The organism is Erythrobacter litoralis HTCC2594 (genome assembly GCF_000013005.1).
Classification (GTDB): Bacteria; Pseudomonadota; Alphaproteobacteria; order Sphingomonadales; family Sphingomonadaceae; genus Parerythrobacter; species Parerythrobacter litoralis_A.
On the sequence record NC_007722.1, the window covers coordinates 555,816 to 575,704 of the forward strand.

Here is a 19,889-nt window from a genome sequence, read left to right on the forward strand (position 1 = left end):
GGCTGAGTTTACACGCGATCTTCTCAAGAGATGTTAACGCTGCTGCCAAAAAGGGCGCGAAAAACGAAGTTCCCGCGCCCCCTCTTGGTGTCTTGCGAACTCTCGTTGCTTAAGCGTGTCCACCTGCCAGCACCGCCAGCAGCAGCAGCGCGACGATGTTGGTGATCTTGATCATCGGGTTCACGGCCGGGCCGGCGGTATCCTTGTAGGGATCACCGACGGTGTCACCGGTCACGGCAGCCTTGTGCGCTTCCGAACCCTTGCCGCCATGGTTGCCGTCTTCGATGTACTTCTTCGCGTTATCCCACGCGCCGCCACCGGCGGTCATGGAAAGTGCGACGAAGAGACCGCCGACGATGACGCCGAGCAGCATCGCGCCAAGCGCGGCGAAGCCGTTGTCCTGGCCCGCGATCGCGGTGATCACGAAGTACACGACTACCGGCGACAGCACCGGCAGCAGCGACGGGATGATCATTTCCTTGATCGCAGCCTTGGTCACGAGATCGACCGTGCGGGCGTAGTCGGGACGGCTGGTCCCGGCCATGATGCCCTTGTCGGCAGCGAACTGCTCGCGCACGTCCTTCACCACGTCACCGGCTGCGCGACCCACAGCGGTCATGCCCATCGCACCGAACAGGTACGGGAGCAGCGCCCCTAGGAACAGGCCGACGATCACATAGGGGTTCTCCAGGCTGAAGGAGACTTCACCATTGGTAAGGTCGCCATCCAGGAATTCCGGGAAGAACACGCGAAGGTCGGTCGTGTAGGCGGCAAACAGAACCAGCGCGCCGAGGCCCGCCGAACCGATCGCATACCCCTTGGTCACGGCCTTGGTGGTGTTGCCGACCGCGTCGAGCAGGTCGGTCTTCTCACGAACGCTATCGTCGAGACCGGCCATTTCGGCGATGCCGCCGGCGTTATCCGTCACCGGACCATAGGCGTCGAGCGCGACGACCATGCCGGCGAGCGCGAGCATGGCGGTTGCACCATAGGCAATGCCCATCAGGCCAGCGAGCTGGTACGCGATGATGATACCGCCAGCGATGACGATCGTTGGCAGCGCCGTCGATTCGAGGCTGATGGCGAGACCCTGGATCACATTGGTGCCGTGGCCCGTTTCCGATGCTTTCGCGATCGACCGCACCGGACGGAAGTTCGTACCGGTGTAATATTCGGTGATCCAGATGATCAGGCCGGTGATGACAAGACCGAGCAGCGCGCACAGAAACAGGTCCATGCCGGTAAACTCGACCATGCCGGTACCGGCATTGATTACGCTGTCCATCTCGCCCAGCGCGTATTGCGTGACGAGATAGATCAGCGGGATCGCGCCGACAGCCGAGACAAGAAAGCCCTTGTACATCGCGCCCATGACATTCGTGCCGCCTCCGAGACGGACGAAGTAGGTGCCGATGATCGAGGTCACGATGCACGCCCCGCCGATCAGCAGCGGCAGCGCCATCAGCGGCAACAACAGGTCGCCGATAGAAGGCAGCAGCAGGGCGGTCAGAACCATGGTCGCACCGACGGTGACGACGTAGGTCTCGAACAGGTCGGCGGCCATGCCGGCACAGTCGCCGACGTTGTCGCCTACGTTATCGGCGATGGTCGCCGGGTTGCGGGGATCGTCTTCCGGGATGCCTGCTTCGACCTTGCCGACCAGGTCGGCGCCGACGTCAGCAGCCTTGGTGAAGATACCGCCGCCGAGACGCGCGAAGATCGAGATCAGCGATGCACCAAAGGCGAGGCCGACGAGGCCATCGATCACCGTACGGCTGGTCACTTCGTAACCCATCGGGCCGATCAACGCGTAGAAGAACACAGCGATGGCGAGCAGCGCAAGGCCTGCCACGAGCATGCCGGTGATGGCGCCGGCGCGGAAGGCGATGGTCAGGCCGCTCTGCAGGCTCTTTTCCGCCGCCGCAGCCGTACGCACGTTAGAGCGTACCGAGATGTTCATGCCGATATAGCCGGCGACACCCGAAAGCACCGCGCCGATCACGAAACCGACGGCCGGTACCACGCCCAGGAGCAGGCCGAGGACGATAGCGGCGATCACGCCGACGATGCCGATGGTGGTGTATTGGCGGTTGAGGTAAGCCTGCGCCCCTTCCTGGATAGCGCCGGCGATTTCCTGCATTTTTGCGTTCCCGGCACTGGCGCCGAGAACCTGACGGCTGGTGACGAAGCCGTAGATTACGGCAAGCAGTCCCAGGCCAATCGCGATCAATACGAGATTCACGAAAATTCCCCTCAGATTTTGTCTATTCGTACAAACCCAAAAGCCCCGCACGCACGGGGCCATGTGGCGCGTATCGCTAGAGCGGCTTGGAAAGAGAGGCAAGTCTTTCCGCCCTTCGTCCCCGATGGATCGTCGATCGTCTCAAATCGGGTCGCGCCGGAACGTAGATGCACGAACTCTTGCCGACTTTCATGGTTACGATTAAGTAAACGCGCATGCAGATCGCGCTACAAAAAATGTTTCTGGTGATGCCCTTCCTCTTCGGGATCGGTTTCATTGCGCCGCTGATTGCGCAAACCATGGCCTATTGGGGGTGGGAGCCACCACTGGCGATGAGCCGCATCGGTTTCGGCTTGCTGATCGGCGGGGGCTGGGGCCTGTATGCGACGATCAGGGGGCGCTGGGTATGAGCGACCGTATCGATACCGAAGAAAAGCCCTTCGATTTCGACCTGGGTCCGCCCGACAGCGATCCCGTTGTCGTCCCCGAAACCGACCGCAGCGGCGATGCGCCCGCGATCCCTCTGCGCCCCGACGAGGGCCTGGATAAATACGCCCGGGTCGAGTTGCTCAAGCAAGAGCGCGAAATCGCAGCCAAGTATCATGGCGGACCGATGTGGGGGTATGTCGTCGCGGCGTTTATCGGCTTTGCGGTCTGGGTGGCGATGTTCCCCCTGACCATGTTCGGCGTCGTGCATCCGCTGATTGCGCTGGTCGTCTCGACCTTCATCACAGTGGCCGGATACGTGACCTGTCACGAGGCGATGCACGACAATATCGCCAAGCGCGGAAGCAAGGACCGCTGGATGAACCAGTGGGTCGGCGAGGTCTCGCTGATCCCGATTGCGGTACCCTTCAGCATGGGCAAGGTGACGCATCTCGAACATCACAAGCATTGCAACGACCCCGATAACGACCCCGACTATACGGACGAGGCACCCAATATATGGGCGGCCTGGTATAAGACCTGGTGGAACCGGCAGCCGCGGGTCGACGGTACGATCAACCGCTACAAGCGGGCATGCGAGAACCTCGGCACGCCGGAAGCGAATAAGGCCTTGAAACAGACGGTCTATGTCCAGCTGTTCTATTTGGCGACACTCTTCACCATGGCGTGGAACGGTTATGCCATTGCGGCCGCCGTATGCTGGTGGCTACCGCGCCAGCTCGGCCTGAGCTGGATCCGTTTTTTCCTCAGTTGGGCGCCGCACCACCCACGCGAAGGCCATACCGGTCGGTACGATCAGGCCTATATCTTCAAGAGCCGGATCGGGCATTTTTTCTCGATGTGCATGGAAACGCACCTGATCCATCACTTGTATCCGGGAATTCCGAACCACCGGACCAAGGCGGCGTATCAGGAGATGAAACCGGTCCTGGAAAAGCGCGGCGTGGATTGCTCGGCACTCTGAGTATCAATGCCGGTAGCCGAGCCCCTCGGGTTCGAAAATCGCGATACCATCGACCAGCAGAGGCGGTTCGCCTTCCTCGACCGTTCCGATGGGAATGGCCCTGGCGGGAAGCTCTGCCGTCGGCGATGCCGTGAAGAGCAGCTGATAATCGTCACCCCAGCGCAGCGCGTCGTCGCGGCGCTCCTCCGGTGCCCCGAGGGGAACTTCCGCGGTGTCGATGGCGAGCGTTACGCCGCTGGTGGTTGCAAGGCGCCACGCATCGAGCAACAGCCCGTCCGAGACATCCATCATCGCACTCACATGCGGCGCCAGCGCAGCACCTTCGGCAAGCAGCGGCATCGGGCGGCGAAACGCGAGGCTGTTGTCCTCGGTGCCGGCTTGCAGCGCTTCGAAGCCCATCATTGCCGCGCCGACAGGGCCGGTGATGTAGAGGAGGTCGCCGGGTTGCGCGCCGTCGCGACCGGGCACGATCCCGCTGACGGAACTCCCGAGCGCAGTCAGGCCCAAGGCTGTTCGCCCCTGGCCCGCGCTGACGGTATCGCCGCCGAGAAGCGGCACGTTGAAGGCCCTGAGCGCATCCCTGAGGCCGCTCAAAAAGCGCTCTTCCTCGTCCGGGATGGTTTGGCCCACAATAATCCCGATCGGCCGCGCACCCTTTGCCGCGAGATCGGAGAGGTTCACCGCCACCAGTTTCCACGCGACATCGGCCATGTCCTGACCCTGCAGCCAGTGGACGCCCTCGATCATCATGTCGTGCGTGACGACCAGCAATTGCCCGCCGATTTCCAGCACCGCCGCGTCGTCGTTGAGGCCCCGCGCCGCCGGATCGGTGGCCAGCGCGCGCAATCGCGCGATGAAGTCGAACTCGTTGGTCACCGCACCTGTTTGGCGACCGCGTCGAGTAGGCCATTGACGAACTTCGCTTCGCGATCGTCGAAGAAGGCCTTGGCCACATCGACATACTCGCTGATCGCGGCGGCCTTCGGGACATCGGCACGGGCGATGAGTTCGTAGGTCCCGGCGCGCAGGATCTGCACCATGGTTTTGTCCAGCCGGGCCAGCGTCCATCCTGCGGCCAGCTTGGCGGTCACCAGCTCATCGATCTCGTCACTGCGCGCATCGACGCCGCTCACGATATCGTCGAAGAAATCGACTTCGGCATCGGCATAGTGCTCGCCATCCTCGATCTCGCGCCCGAGGCGATGCTGGTGGAACTCGTCGAGCAGCCTGGCGAGCGGCGTTTTTTCCATGTGACGCTGGTACAGCGCCTGGACGGCGGCGAGCCGCGCGGCGGAGCGTGATTGAGAACGCTGGTTCATGTCTTCAGTCGCAATTCTATCGAGGCGGCATGGGCGGGCAGGCCCTCGGCATGCGCCAGTTTGATGGCGGCAGGCCCGATCGCTTCGAGGCCGGCCTTGTCCATGGAGATGAAGCTGGTCCGCTTCATGAAATCGAGCACCGACAGGCCGCTTGCAAAGCGCGCACGGCGACCGGTGGGAAGCACGTGGTTGGGCCCGGCGACATAGTCACCGACCGCTTCAGGGACCATGCGCCCAAGAAAGATGCTGCCGGCATGGTGCAACTTACCCATCAGGGCCTCCGGATCATCCACTGCCAGTTCGACATGCTCGGCAGCGAGCCGGTTGGCGAGCGGGATCGCCTGTTCGAGGTCCTCGACGACGATCAGCACGCCATGCGCGTCCCAGCTCTCGCGCGCGACCTTGCGGGTCGCCAGCATCGCGGATTGCACGTCCACACGGTCCTCGACCTGCTCGGCGAAATCGGCATCGTCGGTGATGAGGATCGACTGGCTGGTCGGGTCGTGCTCGGCCTGGCTGAGCAGGTCGGCGGCGATCCAGTCGGGGTCGTTCTTGCCGTCCGCGATGACGAGGATTTCGCTCGGCCCTGCCACCATGTCGATGCCGACCACGCCGTAGAGCTGGCGCTTGGCCTCGGCCACCCAGGCATTGCCGGGGCCGGTGATGACATCGACCCGCTCGATGCGATCGGTCCCGTAGGCAAGCGCGCCAATGGCCTGCGCCCCGCCGACCCGCCAGATTTCGTCCACGCCAACGATATGCGCCGCTGCGAGCACGAGCGGATTGGTTTCACCCTTGGGGGTCGGGGTGACGATGGCAAGCCGCTCGACGCCGGCGACCTTGGCCGGGATCGCGTTCATCAGCAGCGAAGAGGGATAGGCTGCCCGGCCACCGGGCACGTATAGCCCCGCCGCATCGACCGGCCGCCATTTCGCACCCAGCCGCACGCCCGCATCGTCGGTATAGTCGCGATCGTGCGGCAACTGGTCCTCGTGGTAGGCCTGGATGCGATCTGCGGCGAGCTGCAACGCGTCGCGCAGGTCGGCATCGAGCGCATCGTAGGCAGCCTTGCACTGATCCGGCGCGATCATCCAATCGTTGTCATTGGTCAGATTATGCTGGTCGAAGCGGGTCGTATATTCGACGAGTGCTTTGTCACCCATCGCCTTGACGCGGGCTAGGATGTCGAAGACGTCGCGCCCTACGTCCTGCGAACTCTCGCGGCGGGCTTCGACGATCTTGGCGAATTTCGCTTCGAAATCGGGATCGGTGTTCTTGAGGCGCTGCACTATGCTGCTTTCCGATTGTCTGCATCGGCACGGAATGCCTCGACCAGCTCGGCTACGCGACTATCGGTCTTGAGCGCCGCGCGATTGACGATCAGCCGCGCGGAAATGTCGAGTATGCGCGAGGTTTCGACAAGCCCGTTTTCCTTCAGCGTGCGCCCGGTCGAAACGAGATCGACGATGCACCCGGCAAGACCCAGCGAGGGCGCCAATTCCATCGCGCCATTGAGCTTCACGCATTCGGCCTGAATGCCCATGCGCTCGAAATGGCGGCGTGTAAGGTTGGGATATTTGGTCGCGACGCGCAGGTGGCTGGCGCTGCCGATCGCGCCCGCGCTCTCGGCAGGTTCGGCCACGGCCAGGTGGCAATGCCCGATATCGAGATCGACCGGTGCGTAGAGGTCCGAATAGTCGAATTCCTCGATCACGTCGGAGCCGACGATCCCAAGCTGCGCGGCACCATGAGCGACGAATGTGGCGACATCGAAGGCGCGTACGCGGATCATGCGCATGTCCTCGCGCGAAGTGGCAAAGGACAGCGCGCGGTTGGACTTGTCGTGGAAGCCGTCCTCGGGCACGACACCGGCGCGCGCCATAACCGGAAGCGCTTCCTCCAGGATGCGGCCCTTGGGCACGGCGAATGTCAGCTGGCTTTGCGGCATGGCGGCGCAGATAGGCAGCGAGCGCGCAAAGAGCAATCGCAAAGGGCAAGGTTTCACGGGGGCGAAGAGCTATGGCGACGACTGGCGTAATGGACATCAAGTCCCTCGACGAAGCGATCGAGTGGCAGGCGCAGCACGCCGAGGAAGGCGGGGCGCCGGGCACGGCGAAGGTGATCCGCGGGCTACTGGCTGTTTCAAGGACCGAGACCGCCACCGGCCGCCGGATCGCCAACTGGCAGGGGCTTACGCTGAAGGATGCGATGCCGCTGCGCATCAATGGTGGGCTTCACAACCTCGTGCTGACCGGCGAGGATACCCGTTTGGGCGCCGTCTATGGCGGGCTGATGACCGACCAGGCGGCAGTCGACGAATTGGTCTGCGAGTTGTTCGAGAGCTACGACGCGCGACTGTTGCCATGGCTCGACGGTCCGCCTCAGACCAACGAGGCCGGGCGCTCGGCGAGTCTGATGGCGGGGCTGTTGTGGCTGGCGCAGCATGTCCCGGCGCAATTCGAGATGCTCGAACTGGGCTCAAGCGCGGGCATCAACACCATGATGGAGCGCTACTTTTTCGATCTCGGCGGTGTGACGACAGGGCCGGAAGCGAGCCCGATGCGGATCGCGCCCGATTGGAAAGGCGATCCGCCGCCCACCACCGCGCCGCAAATCGTCTCGATCCGCGGTTGCGATGTTGCGCCCATTGACTTGAGCGATCCGGAGGCGGCGCTGCGGCTCAAGAGCTACGTCTGGCCCGAAGCCTTCGAGCGAATGGGCCGGATCGACGCGGCGGTCGAACTCGCAGGCCAGCGTCCGCCGGATGTCGTGAAGCAGGATGCCGGAAGTTTCGTCGCGGAGGCATTGGCACAGCCGCAGGATAAGGGCGTCACGCGCGTGCTCTTTCATTCGATCGTCTGGCAATACATTCCGGACGATCAGCAGCAGGCGATCCGGGACGCGATAGACGAAGCGGCGAGCAAAGCGACACCCGAGAGACCGCTGGCATGGGTCAGTCTCGAGACCAACCGCAAGACTTTCCGCCACGAACTGCATGTGACCTACTGGCCGGGCGGGGCTGAGCCGACGCTCCTCGCCTGTGCGCACCCCCATGGTGCCTGGGTGGAGTGGTGGGGCGGCTGAGGATAATCGGATTCGGAGTCGTAACATCCGTTCGGGCTGAGCCTGTCGAAGCCCAGCCGCCACCTTTACGGAAAGGTTGTGCCTGCCCTTCGACAGGCTCAGGGCGAACGGGGTTGGAGATGGGTTGCGAGAAAGCTTTCCATCGCCGCATTCACTTGCTCTGGCTCCTGCCACAGCAGGAAGTGGCCGCAGTCCTCGATACGGACCAAGGTCAGGTCCTCGACATGATCTTCCAGCCTTTCGATATTGCCCGGGCTCAGCGCGTGGTCGTCCATCGCCCAAACGACCAGCGTCGGAATCGTTAGCTTGGGCACCTTTGGCAGCTTTGCATTAGCCGGAATCTCTAAGGGAGCGTCGGCAGGAGGCACCGCCATCGGCGTCGCGCGGTACCAGTTGAGCATGCCGATCGCGGCCTTTCCGTCCGACCAGTCCTCGAAAATCGCGGCGCGTTCTTCGGAGTCGTCATCAGGCAGCGCGCCGGTCGCGTTTTCCGTGCCTTCCAGAAGCGCCAGCAGGCCCCGCTCGCGTATCTCATCGTCACGCGACGTGTCGCGATAGACCCGCATATATTGCCCCGCGGCCCGCTGCTGCGCGTCGGTCCAGAGCAGCTTGGAATAGATCAGCGGATGCGCCGCATTGCACAGGATTGCGCGCTCGACGCGGTTCTGCTGGCCTCTCATCGCCACGCCCCAGGCCAGCGCGCCGCCCCAGTCGTGGCCGACGATCGTGAAGCGCTCCACCGCCAGCGCATCGGCGAGCAGAAAGACATCGCCGATCAGCTTGTCGGGCGTGTAATTCTCGACCCCCTCGGGCTTGGACGAGCCGTGATAGCCGCGCTGGTCGGGCGCGATGCAGCGGTAGCGATCGGAGAAATGCGCGATCTGGCGCCGCCAGGTGCGGTGGCTTTCGGGAAATCCGTGCAGGAAGATCAGAGCAGGGCCATCACGCGGCCCGGTATCCACCACATCCAGCTCAATCCTGTTTTCCAGGGTGACGCGCACTTGTTCCATGGCGTTTAGCCGTCCGCTTCCATTTTCTCCATATAGCCGTTTGCTACCATCGCAGCGACTTGGTCGAACAGCTGGTCGGGCGTGCGGCGCATTTCGCCCATGGCCTCTTCCATGCCTTCCGCAACAATGATCTCGCGCTGGTTGAGCGCCACGGCGTCGAGCATCGTTTTGGCGGCTTCGTCGGGCGCGATCCCGTTGTCGATCACATCGTCGCTGCGCCCGCGTGCGCTGCCGTCGGCGGACAGCGCATTGCGGCTGACATTGGTCGCGATCGAGCCGGGGTAGATCACGTGGACGCCTATCCCGTCCTGCGAAAGCTCGGCGCGCAGCGCATCGGCATAGCCTGCGAGGCCGAACTTGGCCGCGCAATAGGCGGTGCGCATCGGCACACCGACCTTTCCTGCGATCGAGGAGATGAACAGCAGGCTGCCCGACTTGCGCGCGGCCAAGTGCGGCAGCAACGCCTGCGTCGCGGCGATCTGCGCGGTGAGGTCGATATCGATGATGTCGCGATAGACCTGCATGTCGGTCTTCGTCGCCCGGCTGCGCTGCGACACGCCGGCATTGGCGACGAAGCCGTCCACGCCTCCCGACCATTCGATCGCCTTCTCTGTCGCCGCCAGCATCGCGTCCTCGTCGCGCACGTCGAAGGGCAGGGTCATCGTCTCGGTCGCGATCTCACCAGCCACCTCGGCCAGACGCGCCTCATCGCGGCCAGACAGGATGACCCGCGCCCCGCGCTCACCCAGTTCCTTCGCCAGCGCCGCGCCGATGCCGCTCGATGCGCCGGTAATCCACCAGCATTGTCCGTCGTAACTCATGTCCTCTCCCTTGTTGAACTATGGATAGCTGACCGTCTTGGGCTTTCCCTCGGGCAGCGGAATGAATTCCTCGTCATCGCCCGGCACGGTCGGGAAGCGACCTTGCTTCCAGTCTTCGCTGGCCTGCCGGATTCGGTCCTTGCTCGAGCTCACGAAATTCCACCAGACGTGGCGCTCGGTCGGAAAGGCTTCTCCGCCCATCAGCATGATCCGCCCACCCTGCTCGGAGGCGAGCCGCATCGTCCTGCCTGGCTCAAGCACCGTCAGCTCGTAGAGGCCGAGCTCGTGCCCATCGACGCTCGCTTGCCCGCCGACCAGCATAAGCGCGCGTTCGTCCGCCTCGGCGTCGATCGGCATGGTGCCGGTCGGCGCCAGCACGATCTCGGCGTAGATGGTGTCGGCGTGCGTCGTGGTCGGGGCGCGCTTGCCCCAAAGATCGCCCATGACGATTGTTGCGCGTGCCCATTCATCCTCGACTACAGGCAGGTCGGCAATCGCTTCGAAATCGGGTTCGATCTCTTCCTTGCCGTCGGGCAGGGCGAGCCAGGTTTGCATGCCGTAGAGCTTGGGGCCTCGCGAGCGCTCGGTCTGCGGGCTGCGCTCGGAATGGACGATGCCTTTGCCGGCGGTCATCAGGTTCACCTGCCCCGGGCGGATGGTCGAGAAGCTGCCGAGGCTGTCGCGATGATCGATTGCGCCTTCGAACAACCAGGTGACGGTCGAGAGGTTGATGTGCGGATGCGGGCGCACGTCCATCGCGCTGCCGATATCGAGCTGAGCCGGTCCGAACTGGTCGACGAAGATAAACGGCCCGATCATTGTGCGGCCTTTAGACGGCAGCGCGCGGCGAACCTCGAATTTGCCGAGATCGTGGGTGGTGGGAGTGATGGTTTCCGTGATCATGACGCGACTCCGTACATGTTTCGCAAGCGTTTGTGGCGTTGGCGGAAGAACCACCCGATCAGCGCGCGCGACAGGCCGGGCAGCAGGCGGGGTTCGAAGGTGAGCGTATCCGAGACAATGCACTGCGCGTCATCGCCCGCAACCTCTCGCCGGTGCCGCCAGCTGCGCATGCCCGTCATCTGCGATTGCTCGACGAAGTGTGCGCGGCCGTTGACCAGGTCTTCTTCGACTTCGGTCAGCATTAAGTCGAACGAGCCGATCCGCAACAGTCCGAACGCCACCAACTTGCTGTGCACCGCGACTCTGCCCGGTGCCCAGCCACTGGCGCGCAAATCGTCGATCTCCGGCGGTCCTTTCATCCGCGCGACGGGCGGCATTTCGCGCGCGATCCCGCGCATCGTCACCGCGTCGCTCCAAACCCGCTCCATCGGCGCGGCCAGGCGCGACTGGAATTGCAGCTCGATCACTTTCCGGTATCCCTATCGATCAGGCCTGCGAGGTCGCGCGGGTAGATATACTCGGGCCAATCGGCGAGTTCGCTCCGCGTGAACCAGCGATATTCCTGCATCACGCGCTGTTCGAGCTCGGTATGCCCATCGGTCGAGATGCGCGTATCGGAAACGCGGACACAGAAGAAGCGCTCGTCGGCGCGGACCGGCTCGCCCTCGACAGTGATGAATTCCGGGCGTTGCTGAGCGATCTGCGGGCCGGGATCGGCTTCTATTCCCGTTTCCTCTTTCAACTCGCGCCGCGCGGCCTCTTCGAAGCTCTCGCCCGGATCGCATTCGCCGCCGGTCGTAACCCAGAAGGGCGGGCGATCGGACAGGACAAAGCGGTGCAACAACACGCGATCGTCGGGATCGAGCACGATGATGCGTGCTGCCCGCCTGACGCGCCTGCCAGGGCTCGTCGCGCTCATTCGCCCGGCGCGCTCGCCTTGATTGCGACGGCATGGACCCGCTCACCGACGATATCGCCGAGCGCAGCAATGACCCGCCGCTGGCGCTGCAGCCGTGAGACGCCTTCGAAGGCTGCGCTTTCCATCGCGACAGTGAAATGCGATTCCCCCGAACCGTCGTCGCCCGCATGGCCGTGATGCTTGGCGCTGTCGTTGATGACCTCCAGCCGCGTAGGCGCAAAAGCCTCGGTCAGCCTGTTCTCGATTTCCGTCTGCATGCTGGCCATGGCCTGTGTTTCCTCTTCCAATAGCGCTCCGGACTTCCCATCATAAAGCGCTATGCGCACGAGCCGGTTCCATGGACGATACGAAGCCGAAGGGCGAGTCTGCGATCATCCGGCGTGCGACGAGCCGGGCGAATTCCGTGCACCTGGCGGTTATGGCAATTCTTTTGACGGTCCCGGCGAATGGCGCTGGATGTGCCTCGACCATATCCGCGAATTCAATGCGGGATATGATTGGTTCGAAGGCATGAGCGCGGACGAGATCCTCGCCGCGCAATCGCCCGCGAGCGGCTGGCAGACGGAAACCCGCGCTTTCAAGCCGACCGCCGGGGTCGACGGCATGCCGCGCTGGGCCGATTTCGACGATCCGCTCGAGGCCATCGGCGCGCGCGCCGCCGGTATCAAGAGCCGCGCCCAGCGCGAGGCCGAGATGGCGATGGACGGGCGATTTTCGCAGGACGAGGCGAAAGCGTTGGAAACGATGGGGCTCGGCCTCAAGACCGACCGCAGGTTGCTCCGCCGCCGCTATTCCGAACTGGTCCGCCGCTATCACCCCGATCGCAATGGCGGCGACCGCAAATACGAAGCGCGGCTCAATCGCGTCGTCGAGGCGTACCAACTGCTGCGCGAGAGCAAGGCGCTCGCTTAGCCTGCTATCGCCCTCTCGATTCCCGCATGGTCGATCTTCACCATGTCCTGCATTGCCGTGAACACCCGCCCGCGCACCTCGGGATCGTCATGGCCGAGCCCATCCATCAATACACGCGACACAACCTGCCAGCGCACGCCGTAGCGGTCGTAGCACCAGCTGCAGGCCATCTCGCCGCCGCCTTCGGTCAGCGCCGCCCAGTAGCGGTCGGTTTCTTCCTGGGTGTCCGTAAAAACCTGCAGGGAAAGCGCGTCGTTGGGCCCGTCGCCCGGCCGACCGTTCATCGCCATGGCAGGCAGGCCGAGGAGGGTGAAAGCGATGGTGATGACATCACCCGCCTTGCCGGCCGGCCAGTCGCTCGGCGATCGGTCGACCCGGGTAATGTCGCTGTCGGGAAAGAGGTCGCAATAGAAATTGGCGGCCTCTTCCGCGCCCTGGTCGAGCCACAGGCACAGCGCGAGCTTGCTGTCAGCCATCGGCCGGCTCCATCGCGGCCATGTCGATCGCATTTGCCTCCTGCTTGGCAGGGCGCGCATTGATCCGCTCGCGATAGGCGGTCAGGGAGTCGCGCTCGGGCAGGGTGCCGAATTGCAGGCCCCAGTCGACCTGGCTGCCGACATAGACATCCGCCATGGTGAACCTGTCGCCGCAGACGAACTGCCGGTCCGTGAGCCAGCTATCGAGAGCGTCTATGGTGAGATCGAAAGAACCGAACCCGGCCATCCCGCTGCGGTCTTCGGGCACTTCCCAGCCCATCGATTTGGCCACGACCGCCTGTTCCAACGGCCCGGCGGCGAAGAACAGCCAGCGCAAATAGTCGGCCTTTTCCTCGAAGGTTGGGGCCAATTCCGGTCCCGGGTGGGTCTCCGCCAGATAGTGGCAGATCGCCGCGCATTCGGTGATGACATGGTCATGCCCGTTGTGATGATGCACCAGCGCGGGGACCTTGTTCATCGGATTGATGGCACGGAAGCTCTTGGGCCGGGTCTCCCACGTCATCATCTCGGTATTGTAGTCGGCGCCCGCCTCGTGCAGCGCCCAGCGCGCGATCTGCCCGCGGCTCATGGCGACGGTATAGAAAGTGAAATCGGCCATCGATCAGGCTCCCTTGCTACCGATGATGGAGAATAGCGCGCCTTGCGGGTCGACCCCCTGGAAGACGTGGTCGCCGCCGGGGATTTCCATCGGCCCGTTGACGATCTGCGCGCCGCCTGCGGTGGCCTTCTCCAGCGCTTCGTCGATATCGGGCGCGCGAAAGTAGAATGCCCAAAGCGATGCAGGAATTTCGTCGGGTTTCTGCATGATCGCGCCGAGTCCATAGTCGCCGTGCTCGTACATCTGGTAGGTGCCCATCGGCCCCATTTCCATGGCGTCGCCCTTGGTCCAGCCGAACTGGGTCGTGTAGAATGCATCTGCGGCGTCAGGGTCGGCGGTGATCAGCTCGTTCCAGGCGCAGGTACCCACTTTCGGCTCGTGTTTAGAGAAAGCATGGCTCGGCTGGCCGGACCGGTCGTCGATCACGTAGAAGGGCGCTCCCTGCGGATCGGCGAGCATGGCGAAGGGGCCGACGTCGGGCACCTCGCCGCCTTCCATGAAGACATGACCGCCCGCATCGCGGACCTTGCCGACTGTTTCGGGGACGTCATCGACCCGGATATAGCCGACCCAAGACGGCTGCCCGCCGTGCTCGATCATCGGCGGGGTCAACTTCAGAATGCCGCCGATTTGTGCATCTCCGGCGCTGAAGGATCGGTAGTCCTGCCCGTTGAAACCGGCTTCCTCGAACTGCCAACAGAGCATATCGCCGTAGAATGCCTGTGCCGCATCAGGGTCAGGCGTCATCAGTTCATACCAGACGAAATCGCCATGTTTGTCTGCCATAGTGCGTCTCCCTCAATCGCGTCCCAGGGTATAGATTGGCGTGAAGCCTCCGTAGATCAGTCTGGGTCCCGCGAAAGGCATGTCCTCGGAAGGCTCCATCTCTTCATTCTCTTCCATGGCCCTGGCTGCCGCATCGCAAGTCGCCCTGTCGGGCCAGATCACCCACGAAAAGACGATGTGCTCGCCGTCTTCGGCCTTTACGGCCTTCCGAAAATCCGTGTGCTTGCCCTCGGGGATATCCTCCTCGAAAGCCTCGACGATTTCGATTGCTCCGTAGCGTTGGAACATCTCCCCGGCATCCTTTGCCATGGCGAGATAGGCGTCCTTCTTGCCCGATAGAACGGGCACCAAGAATCCCTGAATGTACATCGCATCTCTCCTCCTTTCCGGGGGCGATCATGCGCCCGGATTGTGACGAGAGAAAGGACTTATTGCCGGAACGCCCAGCGCAGCGTCTTGCCCATGCCCCAGGTCGCCGCGCGCGCGGGGAGGGCGGCGAGGCCGGGGCGTTCGAGCCCGAGCATCGAGCGGGCGAAAGCGGGCAGCAGGGCGACGGCCTCGGAGCCCATTACCGCCTGCACCGCCGCGGGGGCGCCTTCGGGACGCTGGGTAAGGACCAAGTCTGCTATTTCGCGCGCCTCCGGGCTGGCGCGCAGATCCTGCCGCAATTCGCGAAAAATCGCTTCCGCTTCGTTGCGGTCGAGCGGGACCGGATCGGCCCCGAGCGCGCGGGCGATGACCGCGAACTGGCGGTAATACTCGTCCTGCTCGTGGCCCGGCATGTCGGGCTGCACATGGCGGAGGTAAGCGGCGAGGAAGCTTTGAGCCTCGACGACATGAACCCAGGCGAGGGTGCGCGGATCGGTCGCGGTATAGGCCGTCCCGTCGGGCAGCGTGCCGGTGACCTTCGCATGGATGCGGTTGACCCGCTCGATCTGTTTCATCGCTTCGTCGCGGTGGCCGAATGTCGTCACCGCGATAAAGCGCGCGGTGCGTCGCAACCGGCCGTGCATGTCGGAGCGGAAGTTGGAATGGTCGAGCACGCCTTGCAGCGCATGCGGGTGCAGCATCTGGAGCAGGAGCCCGCGAATGCCGCCGACCATCATCCCCACGACATCGGCATGCACCATGCGGATCGGCGAATTCTTCTCGAACAGAGCGTTGTCGCTCGGAGGAACGGGCTGCTGGCCGCTGTCGACATCGTTGAACACCGCCCGCACGCGACCGACCAGCTGCTGGCGCAGGAATTCGGCAGGGTTGGGGGTGTTGGAGCGCGGCGGCATGGTCACGACAATATGTGCATCCGGCGGCAAAAGGAAATGTCGTCTTTCGTCCCGCTTGCGAGTCGCTGGCTCCGCGTCTAGTCCCGCCGACGAGATGAACGACATGACCGACAAGAGCTTCGAGCCCAACGCCAAGACGACCCTTTCCGAACCGGACACCACCGTCAACGTGCGGGAGACCTTCGGGATCGACGTGGACTGGGACGTGCCAGCCTTCAGCAAGGCGGACGAGCGCGTGCCCGATTTCGACGAGAATTACGTCTTCGATCCGGACACGACGCTGGCGATCCTCGCCGGCTTCGCCCACAACCGCCGGGTGATGGTGCAGGGCTATCACGGCACCGGCAAATCGACCCACATCGAACAGGTCGCGGCGCGTCTCAACTGGCCGTGCATCCGTATCAACCTCGACGCGCATATCAGCCGTATCGACTTGGTCGGGCGCGACGCCATCGTGCTGCGCGACGGGCTGCAGGTCACCGAATTCCGCGAAGGACTGCTGCCGTGGGCGCTTCAGCATCCGGTCGCGCTGGTGTTCGACGAATACGATGCGGGCCGCCCGGACGTGATGTTCGTGATCCAGCGCGTGCTGGAGACCGAGGGCAAGCTTACGCTGCTCGACCAGAACCGCGTGATCCGCCCCGATCCGAACTTCCGCCTGTTCGCAACCGCCAACACCGTCGGCCTCGGCGATACGTCCGGCCTCTATCACGGCACGCAGCAGATCAACCAGGGCCAGATGGACCGCTGGAACATCGTCGTCGGTCTCAACTACCTGCCGGCCGACACCGAGCAGGAAATCGTGACCGCGAAGAACCCGGATACCGATCCGGAGGTCATCTCAAAGATGATAAAAGTCGCCGACCTGACCCGCCAAGGCTTCATCAACGGCGATATCTCGACCGTGATGAGCCCGCGCACCGTCATCACCTGGGCCCAGAACGCGGCGATCTTCGAAAATGTCGGCATGGCCTTCCGCCTGAGCTTCCTCAACAAATGCGACGAAGCCGAACGCATGCTGGTGGCGGAATACTACCAGCGCGTTTTCGGGGAAGACCTGCCCGAGAGCGTGGTCAAGGCTTGAGACTGGCAATCGCTGTGTTATCCTGCTAATACAGCCGGATGAATTCCCCCTGGTTCCGCAAACTGACCCCTTGGCGGCGCGATCCCGGTCGGCCGCAGGGTGCTTACGCGGGCTATTTCTCGCGCGCTGACCAAGAGCCGCTCTATCGCTCCGGTTCGCCCCAACCCGATTTCGATCGCTGGGACAACCGCCTCGATCGGCTTGACGGAGCGGTCGAGCGCGAGGAGCGGCGCAAGCAGCGGTGGTGGCAGCCGGCCTATTGGCGCGAGCGGCGCAAGCGCTGGTGGATTGTAAGATTTTTTGCCGCTGCGTTGATGGCTTTCCTTGCTCTGATCGCGTTTCTTGCGCTGACGACGCCGCTCGACAAATCGCTGGAGCCGGTCGTTCCGCCGCAGATGACGCTGCTGGCTGCGGACGGAACTCCCATTGCCCGCAATGGGGCGATCGTCGGCGAGCCAGTGAGCGTCGAAACCCTGCCGCCGCATGTGGTGGAAGCCTTTCTCGCGATCGAGGACCGCCGGTTCTACGATCACTGGGGCGTCGATCCGCGCGGCATCGCACGCGCTGCATGGACCGGTGTTGGCGGCGGGAGCACTATTACCCAGCAGCTGGCGAAATTCACGTTTCTCAGTCCCGAGCGGACACTGACGCGCAAGGCGCGCGAAGCGCTCATCGCATTCTGGCTCGAGACCTGGCTGACCAAGGACGAGATTCTCGAACGCTACCTTTCCAACACCTATTTCGGCGACAATGTTTATGGCCTGCGCGCGGCGAGCCTGCACTATTTCTACCGCCAGCCCGAGAAACTGACGCTGGAACAGGCGGCGATGCTGGCCGGACTGGTCAAGGCACCCTCGGCCTTGCGGCCCACCAAGCACTATGCGCGCGCCGAAGAGCGGATGAAGCTGGTCGTCGCATCCATGGTTGCAGCCGGCTATCTCACCGAAGCCGAGGCGGCGCGCGTTTCTGCGCCAAAGCTCGACGTGCGGACCAGATCAGACCTGCCGACCGGCACCTATTTTGCCGATTGGGCGCTGCCGATGCTGCGTCGCGATGCCGAAACGGGCTACGAAGCGCAGACGATTACGACTACGCTCGATGCACGGTTGCAAGGTATCGCGAGCCGCATCGTCCAGCGCGCCAATCTGGGCGGGGCGCAGGCGGCACTGGTGGCGATGCGCTCCAATGGCGAAGTTGTCGCGATGGTCGGCGGAAAGGATTATCAGGAAAGCCCGTTCAACCGCGTGACGCAGGCGAAACGGCAACCGGGATCGACCTTCAAGACCTTCGTCTGGCTGGCGGCGCTCGAAGCAGGGGCCGATCCGACCGATCCCGTCGACAATACCGAGATCACGCAAGGCAGCTATCGTCCGCGCAACTATGGCGAACGCTATTCTGGTTCTCTCACTTTGGAGCAGGCCTTCGCACGATCCAGCAATGTGGCGGCGGTGCGCCTTTACAATTCGGTGGGCGACGAAGCGGTAATCCGCACCGCGCGGCGGCTCGGGGTGACTTCGCCGCTTCCACCGGGCGATCCCAGCATGGCGCTCGGCACATCGACCATGACGCTGCTAGAATTGACCGCCGCCTATGCCGGCATCGCCGCGAACGCTTATCCCGTGCGCCCAACGCCGCTGCCGGTGCAGGAGCAGGGCTGGTGGGAATGGCTGTGGGACGGACCCGAGAGCTTCTCCGGCCGGGTCCATGACGACATGCAACAGATGCTGCGCGCTGCCGTGAATAGTGGCACCGGGCGCGCTGCCATGCTGGCGGGGCCGAACTACGGCAAGACCGGTACCAGCCAGGACAATCGCGACGCCCTGTTTGTGGGCTATGCCGGAGATCTCGTGGTCGGCGTGTGGATCGGCAATGATGACAACAGTCCACTCAATGGCGTGACCGGGGGTGGGCTCCCGGCGCGGATGTGGCGCGATTTCATGCGTCAGGCGCAGGGGGCGTCATCCGCAGGTGACACCCCGCGGGCCAATCCCTCCGGACCCGTGCAGCCGATGGACGTCCCGGAACTGGAAGACGTGCCTCTGGGCGAGGGCGTGCGTCTGGAGGACGGCGGGCTGAATATCGAAACCGAGATCGAGGGCATTCCAGTCGATATTCGCGTCACGCCAGACGGCGTCGAAATGGCGCCGGGCAGCGAGCCCGACGGCTAGCCTGCCGATTCCGCAAGCAGCACGTTCATAATCGCCGTCGCGCGCGGGCGCTCGCGATCATCCTGCCAGCACTCGACCGCGATATTGGCATTGCGCCGGCCGAGCTTGGTGATGCGCGCCTTGGCATAAAGCGGCGCGGCTTTGGCCGGGGCGAGGAACTGCACGGTCATATTGATCGGTTTGATTTGCACCTTGCGGCCCTCGGCATCGAGCGCCACGCGCAGTGCGGCATAGCCTGCGGTCTCCAGCAGGCCGCTGATCGCTCCGCCGTGGTAGAAGCCCGGGCGACCCTCGGTTATTTCCTCGCCGCCGACGTGGAGTATGGGGATGCCATCTTCGTCGCCGTGCACCGCAATACCCAGCGAGGCCGCGTAGGGCGTGATCACGGCAAGATCATTGGCCATCGCGCGAGGCCCTTCCCGGCAGCGACATGAAGACGGCCGCAATATGCGCGACCGGATCCTCCGGGTCGCCATCGTGAGCAACTCCGCGCACGAAGGCGGCGGACCTGGTCAGCCGGTAGCATTCCGCGCGGCCGATGACATGGTGGCGTTCGCGCGCGGGCCGCTGGTAATCGACGCGCAGGTCGAGCGTGGCGATCGCCTGGAAGCGCTTCATTCGCGTCCAAATCGCGAGGCCGCTGGCCATGTCCATCAGGCTGATAATCGGGCCCGAGGCAAGCACATGCCGATCCGGTTCACCGACCAGGTCTTCGCGCCAAGGTAGTTCGAGTTCGGCCCAGTCGTCGCCGATGCCGCGAAACTGCATGTCGAGCCAGCCGGAGTGGCCGTGCCTGAGCACGAAAGCCGCTGCCTTCTCGGGATCGAAACCGGTCGCCATGGGGACGCTTTG

General features: G+C 63.7%; 24 protein-coding genes. 6 read left to right on the forward strand and 18 right to left on the reverse strand.

Annotated features, from left to right (window positions below; translation table 11 throughout):
* Nucleotides 1–109 precede the first annotated feature (109 nt).
* On the reverse strand, nt 110–2,242 hold the full coding sequence (locus tag EL2594_RS02535) for a sodium-translocating pyrophosphatase (RefSeq protein WP_011413482.1): 2,133 nt from the start codon (nt 2,240–2,242) through the stop codon (nt 110–112).
* 215 nt (nt 2,243–2,457) lie between these two features.
* Here EL2594_RS02535 and EL2594_RS02540 point away from each other — a divergent pair, with 215 nt between their 5' ends.
* Together EL2594_RS02540 and EL2594_RS02545 are read left to right on the forward strand one after the other, a co-directional pair.
* On the forward strand, nt 2,458–2,652 hold the full coding sequence (locus EL2594_RS02540) for a hypothetical protein (RefSeq protein ID WP_011413483.1): 195 nt from the start codon (nt 2,458–2,460) through the stop codon (nt 2,650–2,652).
* On the forward strand, nt 2,649–3,653 hold the full coding sequence (locus EL2594_RS02545; RefSeq protein WP_011413484.1) for a fatty acid desaturase: 1,005 nt from the start codon (nt 2,649–2,651) through the stop codon (nt 3,651–3,653). Before EL2594_RS02540 ends, EL2594_RS02545 begins: the two co-directional genes overlap by 4 nt.
* A 3-nt stretch (nt 3,654–3,656) precedes the next feature.
* Here the strand turns inward: EL2594_RS02545 and thiL are convergent, their stop codons facing one another.
* Genes thiL through hisG form a run of 4 tightly spaced genes read right to left on the reverse strand, consistent with a single transcriptional unit; the run spans nt 3,657 to nt 6,920 of the window.
* Nucleotides 3,657–4,529 (reverse strand): thiamine-phosphate kinase, encoded by an 873-nt coding sequence (gene thiL, locus EL2594_RS02550; RefSeq protein WP_011413485.1) that lies wholly within the window; start codon nt 4,527–4,529, stop codon nt 3,657–3,659.
* Nucleotides 4,526–4,972: a transcription antitermination factor NusB gene (gene nusB / locus EL2594_RS02555; RefSeq protein WP_041684999.1), complete on the reverse strand. Its 447-nt coding sequence runs from the start codon at nt 4,970–4,972 to the stop codon at nt 4,526–4,528. Before nusB ends, thiL begins: the two co-directional genes overlap by 4 nt.
* Nucleotides 4,969–6,264, reverse strand: a complete 1,296-nt coding sequence (gene hisD, locus EL2594_RS02560; protein WP_041685001.1) for a histidinol dehydrogenase — start codon at nt 6,262–6,264, stop codon at nt 4,969–4,971. Before hisD ends, nusB begins: the two co-directional genes overlap by 4 nt.
* Nucleotides 6,261–6,920, reverse strand: a complete 660-nt coding sequence (gene hisG / locus EL2594_RS02565) for an ATP phosphoribosyltransferase (RefSeq protein WP_041685003.1) — start codon at nt 6,918–6,920, stop codon at nt 6,261–6,263. Before hisG ends, hisD begins: the two co-directional genes overlap by 4 nt.
* 71 nt (nt 6,921–6,991) lie before the next feature.
* On the opposite strand from hisG, the gene EL2594_RS02570 reads away from it, so the two are divergent.
* Complete coding sequence (locus tag EL2594_RS02570) at nt 6,992–8,056, forward strand: DUF2332 domain-containing protein (protein ID WP_041685005.1); 1,065 nt, start codon at nt 6,992–6,994, stop codon at nt 8,054–8,056.
* Between the two features lie 98 nt (nt 8,057–8,154).
* Here EL2594_RS02570 and EL2594_RS02575 read toward each other — a convergent pair whose 3' ends face one another.
* Genes EL2594_RS02575 through EL2594_RS02600 form a run of 6 tightly spaced genes read right to left on the reverse strand, consistent with a single transcriptional unit; the run spans nt 8,155 to nt 11,975 of the window.
* Nucleotides 8,155–9,066, reverse strand: a complete 912-nt coding sequence (locus EL2594_RS02575) for an alpha/beta fold hydrolase (protein ID WP_011413490.1) — start codon at nt 9,064–9,066, stop codon at nt 8,155–8,157.
* Nucleotides 9,067–9,071: 5 nt separating this feature from the next.
* The gene (locus tag EL2594_RS02580; RefSeq protein WP_011413491.1) at nt 9,072–9,887 is read right to left on the reverse strand and encodes an SDR family oxidoreductase; all 816 of its coding nucleotides are present in this window, start codon (nt 9,885–9,887) and stop codon (nt 9,072–9,074) included.
* A gap of 18 nt (nt 9,888–9,905) precedes the next feature.
* Entirely contained in the window at nt 9,906–10,790 is an 885-nt protein-coding gene (locus EL2594_RS02585; protein ID WP_011413492.1) for a pirin family protein, read from the reverse strand.
* Nucleotides 10,787–11,257: a hypothetical protein gene (locus EL2594_RS02590; RefSeq protein ID WP_011413493.1), complete on the reverse strand. Its 471-nt coding sequence runs from the start codon at nt 11,255–11,257 to the stop codon at nt 10,787–10,789. The genes EL2594_RS02585 and EL2594_RS02590 overlap by 4 nt, the downstream gene beginning before the upstream one ends.
* Entirely contained in the window at nt 11,254–11,709 is a 456-nt protein-coding gene (locus EL2594_RS02595) for an NUDIX hydrolase (protein WP_011413494.1), read from the reverse strand. The genes EL2594_RS02590 and EL2594_RS02595 overlap by 4 nt, the downstream gene beginning before the upstream one ends.
* Nucleotides 11,706–11,975 carry a BolA family protein gene (locus EL2594_RS02600; protein ID WP_011413495.1) on the reverse strand — a complete coding sequence of 90 codons (270 nt, stop codon included), beginning with the start codon at nt 11,973–11,975 and terminating at the stop codon, nt 11,706–11,708. The genes EL2594_RS02595 and EL2594_RS02600 overlap by 4 nt, the downstream gene beginning before the upstream one ends.
* Before the next feature lie 52 nt (nt 11,976–12,027).
* On the opposite strand from EL2594_RS02600, the gene EL2594_RS02605 reads away from it, so the two are divergent.
* On the forward strand, nt 12,028–12,621 hold the full coding sequence (locus tag EL2594_RS02605) for a J domain-containing protein (RefSeq protein WP_011413496.1): 594 nt from the start codon (nt 12,028–12,030) through the stop codon (nt 12,619–12,621).
* On the opposite strand, the gene EL2594_RS02610 is transcribed toward EL2594_RS02605, so the two are convergent.
* Genes EL2594_RS02610 through EL2594_RS02630 form a run of 5 tightly spaced genes read right to left on the reverse strand, consistent with a single transcriptional unit; the run spans nt 12,618 to nt 15,785 of the window.
* Nucleotides 12,618–13,097, reverse strand: coding sequence for a VOC family protein (locus EL2594_RS02610; RefSeq protein ID WP_011413497.1), 480 nt, complete (start codon nt 13,095–13,097; stop codon nt 12,618–12,620). The genes EL2594_RS02605 and EL2594_RS02610 overlap by 4 nt on opposite strands.
* Complete coding sequence (locus EL2594_RS02615; RefSeq protein WP_011413498.1) at nt 13,090–13,716, reverse strand: glutathione S-transferase family protein; 627 nt, start codon at nt 13,714–13,716, stop codon at nt 13,090–13,092. The genes EL2594_RS02610 and EL2594_RS02615 overlap by 8 nt, the downstream gene beginning before the upstream one ends.
* A gap of 3 nt (nt 13,717–13,719) precedes the next feature.
* The gene (locus EL2594_RS02620) at nt 13,720–14,502 is read right to left on the reverse strand and encodes a VOC family protein (protein WP_011413499.1); all 783 of its coding nucleotides are present in this window, start codon (nt 14,500–14,502) and stop codon (nt 13,720–13,722) included.
* Between the two features lie 12 nt (nt 14,503–14,514).
* Nucleotides 14,515–14,871 (reverse strand): DUF1428 domain-containing protein, encoded by a 357-nt coding sequence (locus EL2594_RS02625; protein WP_011413500.1) that lies wholly within the window; start codon nt 14,869–14,871, stop codon nt 14,515–14,517.
* A gap of 59 nt (nt 14,872–14,930) precedes the next feature.
* Nucleotides 14,931–15,785: an oxygenase MpaB family protein gene (locus EL2594_RS02630; RefSeq protein ID WP_011413501.1), complete on the reverse strand. Its 855-nt coding sequence runs from the start codon at nt 15,783–15,785 to the stop codon at nt 14,931–14,933.
* Nucleotides 15,786–15,879: 94 nt separating this feature from the next.
* On the opposite strand from EL2594_RS02630, the gene cobS reads away from it, so the two are divergent.
* A complete protein-coding gene (gene cobS / locus EL2594_RS02635; protein WP_011413502.1) occupies nt 15,880–16,869 on the forward strand; it encodes a cobaltochelatase subunit CobS in 990 nt (329 codons plus the stop codon).
* A 38-nt stretch (nt 16,870–16,907) separates the two neighbouring features.
* The gene (locus EL2594_RS02640; RefSeq protein WP_011413503.1) at nt 16,908–19,037 is read left to right on the forward strand and encodes a transglycosylase domain-containing protein; all 2,130 of its coding nucleotides are present in this window, start codon (nt 16,908–16,910) and stop codon (nt 19,035–19,037) included.
* On the opposite strand, the gene EL2594_RS02645 is transcribed toward EL2594_RS02640, so the two are convergent.
* Entirely contained in the window at nt 19,034–19,441 is a 408-nt protein-coding gene (locus EL2594_RS02645; protein ID WP_011413504.1) for a PaaI family thioesterase, read from the reverse strand. The genes EL2594_RS02640 and EL2594_RS02645 overlap by 4 nt on opposite strands.
* Nucleotides 19,431–19,877: a PaaI family thioesterase gene (locus tag EL2594_RS02650; protein ID WP_011413505.1), complete on the reverse strand. Its 447-nt coding sequence runs from the start codon at nt 19,875–19,877 to the stop codon at nt 19,431–19,433. The genes EL2594_RS02645 and EL2594_RS02650 overlap by 11 nt, the downstream gene beginning before the upstream one ends.
* Nucleotides 19,878–19,889: the final 12 nt, after the last annotated feature.